This window comes from Streptomyces sp. NPDC023541, assembly GCF_055559995.1.
This window is the reverse complement of record NZ_JBVHJO010000007.1, coordinates 151769-167416: the sequence shown is the minus strand read 5'-3', so window position 1 is coordinate 167416 and position 15648 is coordinate 151769. Positions and strand designations below refer to the sequence as shown.

The window sequence follows — 15648 nt, the reverse complement described above, 5'->3', positions numbered from 1 at the left end:
GTTCGGCAGGACCCACTATCGTTCTGGCCATGACTATGTTGCACCCCGTGATCAAGAAGGCCGTCATTCCGGCCGCTGGCCTCGGCACCCGCTTCCTTCCGGCGACCAAGGCGACCCCGAAGGAAATGCTCCCGGTTGTGGACAAGCCGGCCATCCAGTACGTGGTGGAGGAGGCCGTCGCGGCCGGGCTCGATGACGTCCTCATGATCACTGGGCGTAACAAGCGGCCCCTGGAAGACCACTTCGACCGCAACTACGAGCTGGAGTCGGCCCTCATCGCCAAGGGCGACGACGACCGGCTGAAGAAGGTCCAGGAATCCAGCGACCTCGCGACCATGCACTACGTCCGCCAGGGCGACCCGCGGGGCCTGGGCCACGCGGTGCTGTGCGCCGAGCCGCACGTCGGCCGCGAGCCCTTCGCCGTCCTCCTCGGTGACGACCTCATCGACCCGCGCGACCCGCTGCTGCGTCAGATGGCCGACATCCACGCCCGCACCGGCGGCACCGTCATCGCCCTCATGGAGGTCGACCCGGCCAGCGTCCACCTCTACGGCTGCGCCGCCGTCGAGGCCACCGACGAGGCGGACGTGGTCCGCATCACCGGCCTCGTGGAGAAGCCGGAGCCCCAGGACGCCCCCAGCAACTACGCGGTCATCGGACGCTACGTCCTCAACCCCGCGATCTTCGACATACTGCGGGAGACCGAGCCGGGCCGCGGTGGGGAGATCCAGCTCACCGACGCCCTGCAGAAGCTGGCCGCCGACGAGAGCGTCGGCGGCCCGGTGCACGGCGTGGTCTTCCGGGGCCGTCGCTACGACACCGGGGACCGCGGCGACTACCTGCGGGCCATCGTCCGCCTCGCGTGCGAGCGCGAGGACCTGGGCCCCGAGTTCCGCACCTGGCTTCACCGTTACGTCACGGAGGAGATGTAGCACCTTGAGCAGTTCCGCACCGCAGCATCCACGACCGGCGGGCGGCCACCGTCTGTGGTCCGTGGACGAGCACCTCGCGGACGTCCTCGGGGCCGTCCGGCCGCTGGAGCCGATCGAGCTCCAGCTGCTGGACGCCCAGGGCTGTGTCCTGGTCGAAGACGTCACCGTGCCCGTCGCCCTCCCGCCCTTCGACAACAGCTCCATGGACGGCTACGCCGTCCGCACGGCCGACGTCCAGGGTGTGAGCGAGGAGTTCCCCGCGGTGCTGACGGTCATCGGGGACGTCGCGGCGGGCAGCGGCGAGCTGCCCACCGTCGGCCCCGGCGAGGCCGCGCGGATCATGACCGGGGCCCCGCTGCCGCCCGGTGCGGAAGCCGTCGTACCGGTGGAGTGGACCGACGGCGGCACCGGAGGCGGCGCCGCCGCCGGGATGACCCCGGCCAGCGCCGCCCCCGAGCAGGCGGGCGGCGAGGTACGGGTGCACCGCGCGGCCGAGGCGCGGGCGCACGTCCGCGCGCGTGGCAGCGACGTCCAGGCGGGCGACCTGGCCCTCGCCGCCGGCACGGTGCTCGGCCCGCCCCAGATCGCCCTGCTCGCCGCCATCGGGCGCGGCACCGTCCGGGTGCGCCCGCGCCCGCGCGTGGTGGTCCTGTCGACCGGCAGCGAGCTGGTCCAGCCCGGCGAGCCGCTCACCGGCGGCACGATCTACGACTCCAACAGCTTCGCCCTGGCGGCGGCCGCGCGGGACGCCGGCGCCATCGCCTACCGGGTGGGCGCCGTGGCCGACGACGCCGACACCCTGCGCTCCACCATCGAGGACCAGCTGATCCGGGCCGACCTGCTCGTGACCACGGGCGGCGTCAGCGTCGGCGCCTACGACGTGGTCAAGGAGGCCCTCTCCTCGGTCGGTTCGTCCGGCTCGTCCGGTACGTGCGACAGCGACGCGGACGTGGACGTGGACGCGACCCGGATCGACTTCCGCAAGCTCGCCATGCAGCCCGGCAAGCCGCAGGGCTTCGGCACGATCGGCCCGGACCACACCCCGCTGCTGGCGCTGCCCGGCAACCCGGTCTCCTCCTACGTCTCCTTCGAGCTGTTCGTGCGCCCCGCGATCCGCGCCCTCATGGGGCTGCCGGAGTCCGAGGTCCGGCGGCCGAGCGTGCGGGCCGTGCTCAAGGCCGACGAGGCACTCGGCTCCCCGGCCGGCCGCCGCCAGTTCCTGCGCGGCAAGTACGACGCCGAGACCGGCACGGTCAGTCCGGTCGGCGGATCGGGCTCCCACCTGATCGCCGCACTGGCGCACGCCGACTCGCTGATGGTCGTACCGGAGGACGTCACCTCGGTGGAGCCCGGAACCGAGCTGGAAGTGGTCCTGCTCGGCTGAGCCGCGTCGTCGCCGCGGGCGGGCCCGGAGCCGTTCCCCCGGGGCGCCCCTCCGGCGGCCCGTGCGGGTAGCGTGTGTCGCACCACACAGGCCCCCGGGGGCCCCGAGCGGAGCGGCACAGCAATGAGTACCGAGAGTAGGCTCACCCACATCGACGAGGCCGGTGCGGCCCGGATGGTCGACGTCTCCGCGAAGGACGTCACCACCCGGACGGCGCGCGCCAGTGGACGCGTACTGGTCTCCCCCCGGGTGATCGAGCTGCTGCGCGGCGAGGGCGTGCCCAAGGGGGACGCCCTCGCCACAGCGCGCATCGCCGGGATCATGGGGGCGAAGAAGACCCCCGACCTGATCCCGCTGTGCCACCCGCTGGCCGTCTCGGGCGTGAAGGTCGACCTGTCGGTCGCCGACGACGCCGTGGAGATCCTCGCCACGGTGAAGACGACCGACCGCACGGGCGTCGAGATGGAGGCGCTGACCGCCGTCGCGGTCGCCGGACTCACCGTGATCGACATGGTGAAGGCGGTCGACAAGGGCGCCGTCATCACGGACGTCCGGGTGGAGGAGAAGACCGGCGGCAAGTCCGGCGACTGGACGCGCTCGTGAACGCCCCGCGCGGCGGGGAGGTGCACAGCCACCAGGCGGTGGCGGCGCCGGAGGCCGGCGCGGCCCCGGCCGGGGCCGCGGAGTCCCTCGGGAGGGCTCTCGTCGTCACGGCGTCCAACCGGGCCTCGCAGGGCGTGTACGCCGACAAGGGCGGCCCGCTGCTGGCCGAGGCCCTGGAGAAGCTCGGCTTCACGGTGGACGGCCCGCGGGTCGTCCCGGACGGCGACCCCGTCGAGCGGGCCCTGCGCGAGGGCGTGGCCGCCGCGTACGACGTCATCCTGACCACCGGCGGCACCGGGATCTCGCCGACCGACCGCACCCCGGACGCCACCGCGCGGGTGCTGGACTACGAGATCCCGGGGATCCCGCAGGCGATCCGCGCCGAGGGCCTGGCGAAGGTGCCGACCGCGGCTCTGTCCCGGGGCCTGGCGGGCGTCGCCGGGCGCACCCTCATCGTCAACCTCCCCGGTTCCACGGGCGGGGTGCGCGACGGCCTCGCGGTTCTGTCCCGCATCCTGTCGCACGCGGTGGACCAGATCCGCGGCGGCGACCACCCCAGACCGGCGGGACCCTCCGGGAGTGCGAGCTGAACGGCCCCACCTGGCCCGTGGTCCTGACCGACGGCGATGTCACGCTCCGGCCGATAAAACTGCGCGACCAGAAGGACTGGCGCGAGGTCAACCAGCGCAACCGCGACTGGCTCCGGCCGTGGGAGGCCACGATCCCTCCGCCCGCGCCGTGGGGGCCGGTGATCCAGCGGCCCACGTACCGCCAGATGGTCCGCCACCTGCGGGCGGAGGCGAACGCGGGCCGGATGCTGCCCTTCGTCATCGAGTACCAGGGGCGGCTGGTGGGCCAGCTGACGGTCGCCGGGATCACCTGGGGGTCGATGTGCGCGGCGCACATCGGCTACTGGGTGGACCGCGACGTGGCGGGCCGCGGCGTGATGCCGACGGCGGTCGCGATGGCGGTCGACCACTGCTTCCGCAAGGTCGGCCTGCACCGGATCGAGGTGTGCATCCGCCCCGAGAACGGGCCGAGCCGACGGGTCGTGGAGAAGCTGGGCCTGCGCGAGGAGGGACTGCGTCCGCGCTACCTCCACATCGACGGCGCGTGGCGCGACCACCTCGTGTACGCGATCACGGAGGAGGAGGTGCCGGAAGGGCTGCTGCGCCGCTGGCACCGGTCGCGCCACTCGCAGTCCCCGCCGAAATAGGGATGACGAACCGGCCGTGCCCGGACACAGCGGTAAACGAATATGTGTTCGAATTAATGGCCCGGGGTAACCGATTCGCCCATAACCTGATCCGAAGAATCACAAAAAAAGTCCGTGATATCAGCGAGAACGCGCGACACACCGGCCCAATTGGCCGATCCCCTCGCCCGCGCCCCTCTACGGTGTGAGGTGTGAGCAGCAGCGGCCTCATCTACGCAGTCATTGTCGGGGCCTGGGCCGCCTACTTGGTGCCCATGTGGCTCCGGAGGCAGGACGAGCTGAACGAAGTCCGTCCGACGGAACGCTTCTCCACTGCCATTCGGCTGCTTTCCGGCCGGGCGGGAATGGAGCGCCGTTACGCCAAGGGGCTGCGTGAGCGCGGTGACGAGGAGGCGGAGCCCGAGCCCCACGCGGACCCGGACGCCGCGACGGAAACGGTGAATTCCGTCGACGCCGACGCCCGGGCCTTCGGCGTGTCCCCGACCAGGGCGGAGCCGCGCTCGGCGGCCGCCGAGCGGGAACACCGGGCGGAGCGGGCCCGGCGGGAACAGCGCCTCCAGGTCCTCGCACGCCGTCGGCGCACGACCGCCCTCCTCTTCCTGGTCTTCACCGCCGGCGCCGTCGTAGCGGCGGTGGGCGGGCTGCGCTACCTGTGGGCCCCCGCCGTGCCCGCCCTCCTGCTGAGCGCGTACATCGCGCACCTGCGGGTCCAGGAGCGGCGGCGCTACGAGTTCACCATGGACCGGCGGCGCGCCGAGGCCGCCGCGCGGCAGCTGCGGGAGGCCCGCCCGCGCCGCCGCCACCCCGAGGAGGGCGCGGAGGCGGGCAGCGAACCGGACCCTGCCCCACCGGTCTCCCCGCAGGAGGCCGGACGGCGCGCGCTGGTCGAGCAGACCGACCACGCCGAGTGGGTGGACCAGCAGCGCGAGCGCGAACGCGGCCCCGTCCGCGGTGACAGCTGGGAGCCGGTCCCGGTCCCGCTGCCGACGTACGTGACGGCCCCGGTCGCCCCCCGCGCCACCGGCCCCCTGACCCCGGACGCCTGGAGCGCGACCCGCTCCAGCACGGCCGAGCCGACGGAGCCCCGCCTGCGCGCCCAGCCGGCGGTCCCCGCCCCGGCCACCGGCGAGGACGACGCGCAGGACCGGACCGCCCAGCGCCCCCGCGGCCAGGGCCGCGGCCGCACCCCGCTCTTCGACCAGTACGAGAGCGAGGACCGCCCGCGGGCGGCGAACGAGTGATCGGTGACCTGCGCGGACCCTGGTGCATACGCGTTTTGGAGCACCGGCGCGGGGGTGCTAATGTTTCACACGTCGCAAGGGCCTGTGGCGCAGTCTGGTAGCGCACCTCGTTCGCATCGAGGGGGTCTGGGGTTCAAATCCCCACAGGTCCACAGACGACAGTTCGCGAGTAGCTCTCGTGAACGTCACGAGATCCCGCCCGGTCGAAAGACCGGGCGGGATCTCGGCGTTTCCGGGGGCGGTTGGGACTTCGGGCCGGCCCGGTCCAGGGGGGCGCACCGGAGCTCGTCGGACGGGTGCGGTACGCCGCAAGCGCCGATGTCGGGAAGGGCCGCTCCCGATGCGGGAGTTGGCGCGCGCGGCCGGAGCGGTCCGCGGACCGCCGACGGCCGGGTCCGCAGGCACGCCAACTACCCGCACCACGAAGCCGCGCTGGTACGGGCGCTGCGGCTGCCGTCCCCGACACCGGAGGCGCCTGGTCGGCGGAGCCGTGGCTGCGGGAGACGGGTCGGTGGCGCCGTCGCCGGGGGCGCCGCCCAGGGCCCCCGCGCCTCAGACGCCGGCGGGGCTGTGTGCCCGGAGGGGTTTGGCCATGCAGCGGCTGGAGTCGTAGAAGCGGTAGAAGCCGAATTTCGGCGACGGGGTGTAGCCCGCGGAGAGGTAGAGGGCTATCGCCTCCGGCTGCCGGTCGCCCGTTTCGAGGACCATGCGCAGGCGGCCCGCCGCGCGGGCGTCCTCCTCCAGGGTCGCCAGGATGCGGCGGGCCAGGCCCAGGCCGCGGGCCTCCGGGACGACGTACATCCGCTTGAGTTCGGCGTCGCCGTCCGAGTAGCCCTCGTCGTTCTGCTCCTGGCTGCGCCAGCCGCCGGTCGCCACCGGGGCGCCCGTGGTGTCGTACGCCACGATGTACAGGCCCTGCGGCGGGACGAACATCGCCGGGTCCAGATGGGTGGCGTCGCCCTCGCCCTGGTACCGCACCTGGTATTCGAGCTGGACCTGGTCGTTGAGCTTGACCGCGTCCGGGTGGTCGTACGGCACGGTGCGGAGGTCGATCCCATGAGACATCCGAACATCGTACGGAACCATCCCGCTATGGTGCTGGGATGCTCACTGTGACCTCCGTGAATGTGAATGGGATTCGGGCCGCCGCCAAGAAGGGCTTCGGGGCGTGGCTCGCGGGATCCGACGCCGACGTGGTGTGCCTGCAGGAGGTACGGGCCGAGGAGGGGCAGATCCCGGACGGGGTGCGCTCTCCCGAGGGCTGGCACACCGTCTTCGCTCCGGCCGCCGTGAAGGGGCGCGCCGGGGTCGCGCTGTACACGCGGCGCGCGCCCGAGCAGGTGCGGGTCGGGTTCGGCAGTGCGGAGTTCGACGCCTCCGGGCGGTACCTGGAGGTCGACCTGCCCGGTGTGACCGTGGCCAGCCTCTACCTGCCCTCCGGTGAGGCGGGGACGGAGAGGCAGGACGAGAAGTACCGGTTCATGGGGGAGTTCCTGACCTACCTCGCCGAGCTGAAGGTGCGGGCCGCCGCCGACGGGCGCGAGGTCGTCGTCTGTGGTGACTGGAACATCTGTCACCAGGAGGCCGATCTCAAGAACTGGAAGACCAACCGCAAGAACGCCGGCTTCCTCCCCGAGGAGCGCGAGTGGCTGGGGAAGGTCTACGCGCAGGCCGGCTACGTCGACGTGGTGCGCGAGCTGCACCCCGACACCGAGGGCCCGTACTCCTGGTGGTCCTACCGCGGACGCGCCTTCGACAACGACGCCGGCTGGCGCATCGATTTGCAGGTGGCGACCCCGGGGCTGGCCGCGAAGGCCGTGAAGGCCTTCGTCGAGCGGGCCGAGACGCACCCCGAGCGCTGGTCCGACCACGCGCCCGTGACGGTCGTCTACGAGCTCGGCGCCTGACCCGGCCCGGAAGCCAGCAGGCGGTCCATCGCCATCGTCAGCTCCGCCTCGACCACGCTCTTGGCCAGTGGGCGCAGCCGCGTGAGCGCCTCCGGCGAGATGTGGTCCGAGATCAGCTCGGTGAACAGCAGCGCCATCGCGTCCGCGTGCTCGCGGACGCGGCGCCCCGTCTCCAGGACCGCCGCCAGCGGCACCCCTTCGCGTACCAGCGCCGAGGAGACGTCCAGCAGGCGGCGGCTGACGTGCACGATCGTGTCGCCGTCCACGGCGAGGTAGCCCAGGTCGAGGGAGGCCGCCAGGTTCTCCGGGGTGACCTCGCCCTCGAAGTAGTCGGCCAGTTCCTCCGGGGTGAGCCGCACCGGGGTCTCCTCCGACCAGCCGATGCCGAGCAGCTCGCCCAGCTGGCCGACGTCGCGGCCCTTCTCGAAGGCGGCGGTCAGCTCCGCGATGCCGCCGAGGGTGTGACCGCGTTCCAGCAGGCCGGCGATGGTGCGCAGCCGCGCCAGGTGGTGGTCGTCGTACCAGGCGATGCGGCCCTCTCGGCGGGGCGGCGGGAGCAGTCTGCGCTCGCGGTAGAAGCGCAGGGTGCGCACTGGTATGCCGGCCGCTTCGGCCAGCTCCTCGGTGCGGTACTCGCGCACCGTCTTCGCTTGCATCTCATCCTTCGCCACGGATGCAGCCTATGAGGTACCGGCGGTAACTTTCCGGGTCCGCCCCCTACCCATGAGTACGGGGCTGCTCTACCCTCCCGATTGTGCCAGTGATTGCTGGCAGTGTTTCGATGTTGTGTGCGGCGTTGCGTGGCTGGGACTGCGATGAGGTGGAAGGCGGCGGACATGGGTGACACGGGCGGTAGGGGGCGGGCGCGCGAGCACGTGCGCGTGGCGGTGATCGGGTCCGGGTTCAGCGGACTGGGCGCCGCCGTACGGCTGCGGCGCGAGGGGATCACCGACTTCGTCGTGCTGGAGCGGGCTGGCTCGGTCGGCGGCACGTGGCGGGACAACAGCTATCCCGGGTGCGCCTGCGACGTGCCGTCGCACCTGTACTCCTTCTCCTTCGCGCCAAACCCCGACTGGCCCCGGTCCTTCTCCGGGCAGCCCCACATCCGGGCGTACCTGGAGCACGTCGCCGACACCTTCGGACTGCGCCCGCACATCCGGCTGGACTCCGAGGTCCGGATGATGCGCTGGGACGAGTCGGAACTGCGCTGGGAGATCGAGACGGCGCAGGGGGAGCTCACCGCCGACGTCGTGGTGTCGGCGACCGGCCCGCTGTCCGAGCCGAAGCTCCCGGAGATCCCGGGTCTGGTGGGCTTCCCCGGCAAGGTCTTCCACTCCGCGCGCTGGGACCACGGCTACGACCTGCGCGGCAAGCGCGTCGCCGTGATCGGTACGGGCGCCTCCGCCATCCAGATCGTGCCCGCCGTCGCCCCCGACGTGGAGCGCCTCACCCTCTTCCAGCGGACCCCGGCGTGGGTGATGCCGCGCACCGACCGGGCCATCACGGCGGTGGAGCGCTGGATGCACCGCCGGCTGCCCTTCACCCAGGCGGCGCGCCGCGGGCTGACCTGGGCGATCCGGGACCTCCAGGTCGGCGCCTTCACCAAGCGGCCGAACCAGCTCGGCTTCGTCGAGGCCCTGGCCAAGGCCAACATGGCCCGGTCGATCAAGGACCCGGCGATGCGCGCCAGGCTGACGCCCTCCTACCGGATCGGCTGCAAGCGGATCCTGCTCTCCAGCACCTTCTATCCGGCGCTGGCCCGGCCCAATGTGGACCTGGTCGCCTCCGGGCTGAAGGAGGTCCGCGGCTCGGTCCTGGTCGCCGCCGACGGAACCGAGGCCGAGGTCGACGCGATCGTCTTCAGCACCGGCTTCCACGTCACCGACCTGCCGATCGCCGAGCGGGTCGTGGGCGTCGACGGCCGCTCCCTCGCGGACACGTGGAAGGACGGGATGGCCTCGCTGCGCGGTGCGACCGCGGCCGGCTTCCCCAACTGGATGACGATCATCGGCCCGAACACCGGGCTGGGGAACACCTCGATGATCCTGATGATCGAGTCGCAGCTCAACTACATGGCCGACTACCTGCGCCAGCTCACCGTGCTCGGCGGGAACGGCACGGCGGACGGGGCCGGGAGGGTCGCCCTGGCCGCCCGCCCCTCCGCCGTGAAGGCCTGGAACCGCATGGTGCAGGCGCGGATGGAGCGGACCGTGTGGAACACCGGCGGCTGCACCAGCTGGTACCTGGACGAGAACGGGCGCAACACCACCGTCTGGCCCGGCACGACCGGTGAGTTCCGCCGCGAGACCCGGACGGTCGACCTCGCCGAGTACGAGGTCGTACGGGTACGGGGGCGCGAGCGCGACCGGATCACGGCGCCCGCACCGCTGCCGTCCCGCGATCCGGCGCCGCTGCCCGCCGCCGATCCCGCACCGCTCGCCGCGCAGGCGGAGGGCGCCGCGTGAGCCGGCCCGCGCACGTCACCTCCGGTCCCTACGCCCCGCCCGCCGCGCGGCGCGAACTCGTCGCCGTCTCCGCCGACGGGGCCCGCCTGCACGTCGAGGTGCACGGGGACGAGGGGGCGCCGCCCGTGGTGCTGTCCCACGGCTGGACCTGCTCCACCGCGTTCTGGGCCGCGCAGATACGGGCCCTGGCCGTCACCCACCGGGTCGTCGCCTACGACCAGCGCGGACACGGGCGCAGCCCCGCCGCCCGGGAGCACAGCACCACCGCACTCGCCGACGACCTCGTGGCGGTGCTCGGCGCCACCCTCGCCCCGGGGGAGCGCGCGGTCGTCGCCGGGCACTCCATGGGCGGCATGACGATCATGGCGGCCGCGGCCCGGCCGGAGTTCACCGAGCACGCCGCGGCCGCGCTGCTGTGCAGCACCGGCAGTTCCGCCCTGGTCGCGCAGGCGCGGGTGCTGCCGGTCCGCGCCGGGCGTGCCCGGACCCGTGTCACCGGCGCGTTCCTCGGATCGCGCGCCCCGCTCGGACCGGTCACGCCCGTGGCCCGTTCGATCCTGAAGTACGCCACCATGGGCCCCGGTTCCGCGCCCGACAAGGTCGAGGCGTGCGCCCGTATCGTCCATGCGTGCCCCACCGGGGTGCGGCACGCCTGGTCCCGGGTGCTGTCCGGGCTGGACCTCGACGCCGACGTGGCACGGCTGACCGTCCCCACCACCGTGATCGGCGGCACCGCGGACCGGCTCACGCCGATCGTGCACGCCCGAGGACTCGCCGCGGCGCTGCCGAACTGCGTGGGCCTCACCGAGCTCACCGGCATCGGGCACATGACCCCGGTCGAGGCTCCCGAGGCCGTCACCCGTGCCCTGTGCGAGCTGACCGCGCACTATCTCGACACCACCGAGAAGGAGAAGACACCGTGAGTGCTCGCAGGAGTCTGGAAGGCCGGGTCGCCGTCGTCACGGGGGCCGCCCGCGGGGTCGGCGAGCTGCTCGCCCGCAAGCTGTCGGCCCGGGGCGCGCGGATCGCGCTCGTCGGCCTGGAGCCGGAGGCCCTCAAGGAGGTCTCCCAGCGCCTGCACACCGACAGCGAACACTGGTACGCCGACGTCACCGACCACGAGGCGATGGCGCGCGTGGCGCAGGAGGCCAAGGAGCGCTTCGGGAAGGTCGACATCGTCGTCGCCAACGCGGGCGTCGCCGCGGGCGGACCGTTCGCACACTCCGACCCCGACGCCTGGCGCCGGGTGATCGAGGTGAACCTGATCGGCGGGGCCGTCACCGCCCGGGCCTTCCTGCCCGTGCTGACGGAGAGCCGCGGCTACTTCCTCCAGATCGCCTCGCTCGCCGCCATCACCCCGGCGCCGATGATGACCGCCTACTGCGCGTCCAAGTCCGGCGTCGAGGCCTTCGCACACTGCCTGCGCGCCGAGGTCGCCCACAAGGGCGTGGGCGTCGGCGTCGGCTACCTCTCCTGGACCGACACGGACATGGTGCGCGGCGCCGACCAGGACGAGGTCATGCGGGAGCTGCGCCAGAGGCTGCCGTGGCCGTCGAACCGCACCTACCCGCTGGGGCCTGCCGTCGACCGGATCGTCGCGGGCATCGAGCGGCGCTCCCCGCACGTGTACGCGCAGTGGTGGCTGCGCGGGATGCAGGGGGTGCGCGGCTACCTGCCCGGGATCATCGCGACGGTCGGGCAGCGGGAGATGAAGCGCTTCGAGCCCCGGCTGTCCGGTGTCTCCAGGGGGCTCGTCGGGGCGGGCGGCGCCGCGGACGAGCAGGAGCGCACCCGGAGCCGCTGATCGACCGGCACCGGACGCCCGGAAGGGGCGCGGCCGTCACGGACGGCCGCGCCCCTAGCGTCCGGTCCGCCGCTCACTCCCGCGGCGGCAGCTTCGGACGACGCCGGTCCGGTACGTCCGTGTAGCCGGGCGGCATCGCGGCCGGGTCCTGTTCGAGCAGCTCCAGCGCCAGGTGCACGGCGTCGTCCATCTGGGCGTGCCGCCCCTCCGCCCAGTCGAGCGGGGTGCGCAGGATCTCGAAGTCCGGCTCCACGCCGTGGTTCTCCACCGACCACCCGTACTCGGGGAACCAGGCGGCGTTCATCGGCACCGTGATCACCGTGCCGTCGCCGAGGGTGTGCCGGCCCGTCATGCCGACCACCCCGCCCCAGGTGCGCTGCCCCACCACCGGGCCCAGCCCCAGCAGTTTGAAGGCCGCGGTGATCATGTCCCCGTCGGAGGAGGTCGCCTCGTCGGCCAGCGCCACGATCGGGCCGCGGGGCGCGTTGGAGGCGTAGCTGACGGGCTGGGCGTCGCGCGTCAGGTCCCAGCCGAGGATGGAGCGGGTGAGCTTCTCCACCACCAGCTCGCTGATGTGGCCGCCCGCGTTGCCGCGTACGTCCACGATCAGCGCGGGCCGGGACATCTCCATGCGCAGGTCGCGGTTGAACTGCGCCCAGCCCGAGCCGCCCATGTCGGGGATGTGGAGGTAGCCGCACCGGCCGCCGCTGAGCTCCCGGACCACCTGGCGCCGCTTGGACACCCAGTCCTGGTAGCGCAGCGGCCGTTCGTCGATCAGCGGGACGACGGCGACCCGGCGGGAGCGGCCCGAGCCGTCCGCCGGCTGGAAGGTCAGCTCGACCGTGGTGCCGCCCGCTCCCGCCAGCAGCGGGTAGGGGCCGGCGACCGGGTCCACGGGGCGGCCGTCCACGTGGGTGAGCACCGCGCCCTCCCGGATGCCGGTTCCGGCCAGCGGGGAGCGGGCCTTGGAGTCGGAGGACTCGCCGGGCAGGATCTTGCTGACCACCCATGTCCCGTCGCGGGGGACCAGGTTGGCGCCGAGCAGGCCGATGGCCCGCTGGTAGTGCGGGGGGCCCTCGTTGCGGCGGGCGGGGGAGACGTAGGCGTGCGAGGTGCCGAGCTCGCCGAGGACCTCGCGCAGCAGGTCGGCGAACTCGTCGGGGGAGGCGACCCGTTCGACCAGGGGGCGGTACTGGCGCAGTACGCCGTCCCAGTCGATGCCGCACATGTTCGGCTCCCAGAAGTACGCGCGGATGATCCGCCCGGCCTCCTCGAAGGCCTGGCGCCACTCGGCCGCCGGGTCCACCTCGTGCAGGATGCGCCGCAGGTCCAGGTAGACCGTGGAGTCGCCGTCGCCCGACTCGGTGGCGGGGACCGCGCGCAGGTCCCCGTCGTCGTTGATGACGAGGCGGGTGCCGTCGCCGCTGACCGCGAACCAGTCCAGCCCCGAGGCCAGTTCGCTCTTGCGGGCCTTGGTCAGGTCGAAGTGCTCCAGTGTGGGCTTGCCGCTGATGTCGTTGGGGTTGGCGAAGGTCTCGCCGAGCGCGCCCGAGATCGGCCAGCGCAGCCAGACCAGTCCGCCGCCGCTGACCGGGTACAGGGCCGAGTACTTGGAGGCGCTCACCGGGAAGGGGGTGACCCGGCTCTCCAGCCCTTCCACCTCCACGGTCACGGCGCTGCCTTCGCCCGAGTTCTCCGAGTCGCCCTCGGCCGGGTCCAGTCCGCCCGCAGCCGGCCGCCCCTCGGCCGAGAGGGCGAAGGGCGAGGGGGTCGCTGAGGACAGCGGCACCAGGTACGGGCGGCAGCCCAGCGGGAAGGACAAGTCGCCGGTGTGCACGTCGTAGACCGGGTCGAAACCGCGCCAGGACAGGAAGGCCAGGTAGCGCCCGTCGCGGGTGAAGACCGGATTCTCGTCGGCGAAGCGGCCGTTGGTGACGTCGACGACGGTGCGCGCGCCGGGCCCGGAGATGCGGGCCATCTTGATCTGCCGCAGCGAGCGCCCGATGCCCGGGTGCGACCAGGTCAGCCAGGTCCCGTCGGGGGAGAAGGCCAGGTCGGTGACGGGCCCGTTGATGGACCGGATCAGCTCGGTGACCTCGCCGTCGGACTCGTCCGTCGCGTCGACGAGCAGCAGCCGCCCGTCGTTCGAGGCGATGGCGAGGCGCTCCCCGTCCGGGTCCGAGAGCAGCTCGGTCACGCGGCCCAGCTCGCCCGACGCCAGCCGGCGCGGCTGCCGTTCGCCGGAGGCCCGGGGCAGGTAGGCGATCTCGATGGCGTCCTCGCCCTCGGCGTCGGTGACGTAGGCGACCTGTCCGGCGCTGCCGAGCATCTCCGGCAGCCGCACCCGCACGCCCGGGGTGTCGGCGATGGTCCGGGCCGGCCCGTCGCGGTGGGTCAGCCAGTACAGGCTGCCGCGCACCACGACCGCGCTGGCCCGCCCGGTGGCGTCCACGGAGAGCGAGTCGACGTGGCTGGCGGCCGGCACCTGGTAGCTGCGCCGGCCGGCGCGCGGACCGCCGAGGCGGACCTGGAGCTTGCGCGGGGTGGCGTCGGGGGTCAGGGAGTCGACGAGCCAGAGGTCCCCGGCGCACTGGTAGACGACCCGGGAGCCGTCGCTGGAGGCGTGCCGGGCGTAGAACTCGTCGTGGTCGGTGTGGCGGCGCAGGTCGGTGCCGTCGGGCCGGCAGGAGTAGAGGTTGCCGATGCCCTCGTGGTCCGAGAGGAAGGCGATCCGGCCGCCCACGAACATCGCGGCGTCCAGGTGTCCTTCGAGGTGCTCCAGGAGCTGGCGCCCGTGGAGCCAGAGGCGGCCCATGGCGCCGCCCCGGTAGCGCTTCCAGGCCGCGGGCTCGTGCGGTGGCTTGCCGGTGAGCAGCAGGCTGCGGTGCTCGCCGTCGATGTCGGCGACCTGGATGTCGGACACCGGCCCCCAGGGCAGGCGCCCGCCGGGGCTGCCGTCGGTGGGCAGTTTGTAGGCCCAGGAGAAGTACGAGAACGGCTGTTCGTGCGACGAGACCGCGAGGATGTTGCCGTCGGGGTCCCAGCCGCAGACGCGGGTGTCGGTGGCGCCCCAGTGGGTCAGCCGGCGGGCGGGGCCGCCGTCGACGGGCGCCAGGTGGATCTCGGGATCGAGGCTGCGCCAGGTGGTGAAGGCGATGTGGCGGCCGTCGGGGGAGAAGCGGGGGTGGCCGACCCGGGTCCGGTCGACGGTGACCCGCCAGGCACGTCCGGGGGTCTGGCCGTCGGGGACCAGCGGGGCGACCCAGAGGTCGTCCTCGGTGGCGAAGCACAGGAGGTCGTCGTGCAGGTGCGGGAACCGGAGGTACGCGACGTCGTGACTCACCCCCCAATGCTTTCCGCGTGGAGGGCCCGCGGCAACTCGTACTGGTGATCCACGCCACCCCTTTCAGCGAAACGGAACGGTTTCGTTTCGCTTGCGAGAGGGGTATCGTCTTGAACGTACGGAACAGTTTCGTTCGGATGGAGGGCACGGAGATGACCGAGGCGATGGCGGCCCGGCGCAGCCGGATCACCCCCGAACGGCAGGCCGAACTGCACGAGGCGGTCCTCGACCTCCTGCGTGACGTCGGCTACGAGGCGCTGACCATGGACGCGGTCGCCGCCCGTACGAAGTCCAGCAAGGCCACCCTCTACCGCCAGTGGGGGAGCAAGCCGGAGCTGGTCGCCAAGGCCCTGCGGTGCACGCAGCCCGTCTCGCTGCGCGAGATCGACACGGGCAGCCTGCGCGGGGACTTCGCGCTCATGGTGGAGCACTCGGACGACGCGCAGATGGCCAAGGACACCGCGCTGATGCGGGGTCTGGCCCATGCCGTCCACGAGAGCCCGGAGCTCCACAAGGCGCTGCGGGACCTGTTGGTCGACCCGGAGATCACCGGGCTGCAGGTGATGCTGCAGCGCGCGGTGGACCGGGGCGAGATCGCCCCGGGGTGCCCGGCCCTGGGCTTCGTACCGCACATGCTCATCGGGGCGTTCATCGCGCTCCCGCTGATCGAGGACCGGCCGGTGGACCGGGCGTTCCTCGGTGACTTCATCGACGCCGTGGTCTTCCCCGCCCTCGGCGTCTGAGCCCCCCGTC

Annotated in this window: 14 protein-coding genes and 1 tRNA gene; 12 read left to right on the top strand and 3 right to left on the bottom strand. The window is 72.9% G+C overall.

Annotated elements, in window-relative coordinates:
- The first annotated feature begins 29 nt into the window (after positions 1 to 29).
- From galU to ACZ3X1_RS19265, 7 genes are all read left to right on the top strand, one after another.
- Entirely contained in the window at positions 30 to 932 is a 903-nt protein-coding gene (galU, locus tag ACZ3X1_RS19295) for a UTP--glucose-1-phosphate uridylyltransferase GalU (RefSeq protein ID WP_356811867.1), read from the top strand.
- A 4-nt stretch (positions 933 to 936) separates the two neighbouring features.
- Positions 937 to 2316, top strand: coding sequence for a molybdotransferase-like divisome protein Glp (glp, locus tag ACZ3X1_RS19290; RefSeq protein ID WP_467280378.1), 1380 nt, complete (start codon positions 937 to 939; stop codon positions 2314 to 2316).
- A gap of 123 nt (positions 2317 to 2439) precedes the next feature.
- A complete protein-coding gene (moaC, locus tag ACZ3X1_RS19285; protein ID WP_045321795.1) occupies positions 2440 to 2919 on the top strand; it encodes a cyclic pyranopterin monophosphate synthase MoaC in 480 nt (159 codons plus the stop codon).
- A 38-nt stretch (positions 2920 to 2957) separates the two neighbouring features.
- Positions 2958 to 3509 carry a MogA/MoaB family molybdenum cofactor biosynthesis protein gene (locus tag ACZ3X1_RS19280; protein WP_356811882.1) on the top strand — a complete coding sequence of 184 codons (552 nt, stop codon included), beginning with the start codon at positions 2958 to 2960 and terminating at the stop codon, positions 3507 to 3509.
- A 17-nt stretch (positions 3510 to 3526) separates the two neighbouring features.
- On the top strand, positions 3527 to 4135 hold the full coding sequence (locus ACZ3X1_RS19275; RefSeq protein WP_356811869.1) for a GNAT family N-acetyltransferase: 609 nt from the start codon (positions 3527 to 3529) through the stop codon (positions 4133 to 4135).
- A gap of 191 nt (positions 4136 to 4326) precedes the next feature.
- Positions 4327 to 5376 carry a divisome protein SepX/GlpR gene (sepX, locus tag ACZ3X1_RS19270; protein WP_467280377.1) on the top strand — a complete coding sequence of 350 codons (1050 nt, stop codon included), beginning with the start codon at positions 4327 to 4329 and terminating at the stop codon, positions 5374 to 5376.
- A 78-nt stretch (positions 5377 to 5454) separates the two neighbouring features.
- Positions 5455 to 5528: transfer RNA gene (locus ACZ3X1_RS19265), tRNA-Ala, on the top strand.
- A 400-nt stretch (positions 5529 to 5928) separates the two neighbouring features.
- Here ACZ3X1_RS19265 and ACZ3X1_RS19260 read toward each other — a convergent pair.
- Entirely contained in the window at positions 5929 to 6441 is a 513-nt protein-coding gene (locus tag ACZ3X1_RS19260; RefSeq protein ID WP_467280376.1) for a GNAT family N-acetyltransferase, read from the bottom strand.
- A gap of 38 nt (positions 6442 to 6479) precedes the next feature.
- Here ACZ3X1_RS19260 and ACZ3X1_RS19255 point away from each other — a divergent pair, with 38 nt between their 5' ends.
- Positions 6480 to 7283 carry an exodeoxyribonuclease III gene (locus ACZ3X1_RS19255; protein ID WP_467280375.1) on the top strand — a complete coding sequence of 268 codons (804 nt, stop codon included), beginning with the start codon at positions 6480 to 6482 and terminating at the stop codon, positions 7281 to 7283.
- Here ACZ3X1_RS19255 and ACZ3X1_RS19250 read toward each other — a convergent pair.
- Positions 7265 to 7939 (bottom strand): MerR family transcriptional regulator, encoded by a 675-nt coding sequence (locus ACZ3X1_RS19250; RefSeq protein ID WP_356811883.1) that lies wholly within the window; start codon positions 7937 to 7939, stop codon positions 7265 to 7267. The two genes, ACZ3X1_RS19255 and ACZ3X1_RS19250, sit on opposite strands and share 19 nt — an antisense overlap.
- A gap of 180 nt (positions 7940 to 8119) precedes the next feature.
- Here ACZ3X1_RS19250 and ACZ3X1_RS19245 point away from each other — a divergent pair, with 180 nt between their 5' ends.
- From ACZ3X1_RS19245 to ACZ3X1_RS19235, 3 genes are read left to right on the top strand one after another with little or no spacing between them, the layout of a single operon-like run.
- The gene (locus ACZ3X1_RS19245; protein WP_467280374.1) at positions 8120 to 9748 is read left to right on the top strand and encodes a flavin-containing monooxygenase; all 1629 of its coding nucleotides are present in this window, start codon (positions 8120 to 8122) and stop codon (positions 9746 to 9748) included.
- Positions 9745 to 10671, top strand: coding sequence for an alpha/beta fold hydrolase (locus tag ACZ3X1_RS19240; protein ID WP_467280373.1), 927 nt, complete (start codon positions 9745 to 9747; stop codon positions 10669 to 10671). The genes ACZ3X1_RS19245 and ACZ3X1_RS19240 overlap by 4 nt, the downstream gene beginning before the upstream one ends.
- Positions 10668 to 11552: an SDR family oxidoreductase gene (locus ACZ3X1_RS19235; protein WP_467280371.1), complete on the top strand. Its 885-nt coding sequence runs from the start codon at positions 10668 to 10670 to the stop codon at positions 11550 to 11552. The genes ACZ3X1_RS19240 and ACZ3X1_RS19235 overlap by 4 nt, the downstream gene beginning before the upstream one ends.
- 73 nt (positions 11553 to 11625) lie before the next feature.
- Here ACZ3X1_RS19235 and ACZ3X1_RS19230 read toward each other — a convergent pair whose 3' ends face one another.
- Entirely contained in the window at positions 11626 to 14895 is a 3270-nt protein-coding gene (locus ACZ3X1_RS19230; protein WP_467280370.1) for a S41 family peptidase, read from the bottom strand.
- A gap of 152 nt (positions 14896 to 15047) precedes the next feature.
- On the opposite strand from ACZ3X1_RS19230, the gene ACZ3X1_RS19225 reads away from it, so the two are divergent.
- A complete protein-coding gene (locus tag ACZ3X1_RS19225) occupies positions 15048 to 15638 on the top strand; it encodes a TetR/AcrR family transcriptional regulator (RefSeq protein WP_030027812.1) in 591 nt (196 codons plus the stop codon).
- The last annotated feature ends 10 nt before the right edge of the window (positions 15639 to 15648 follow it).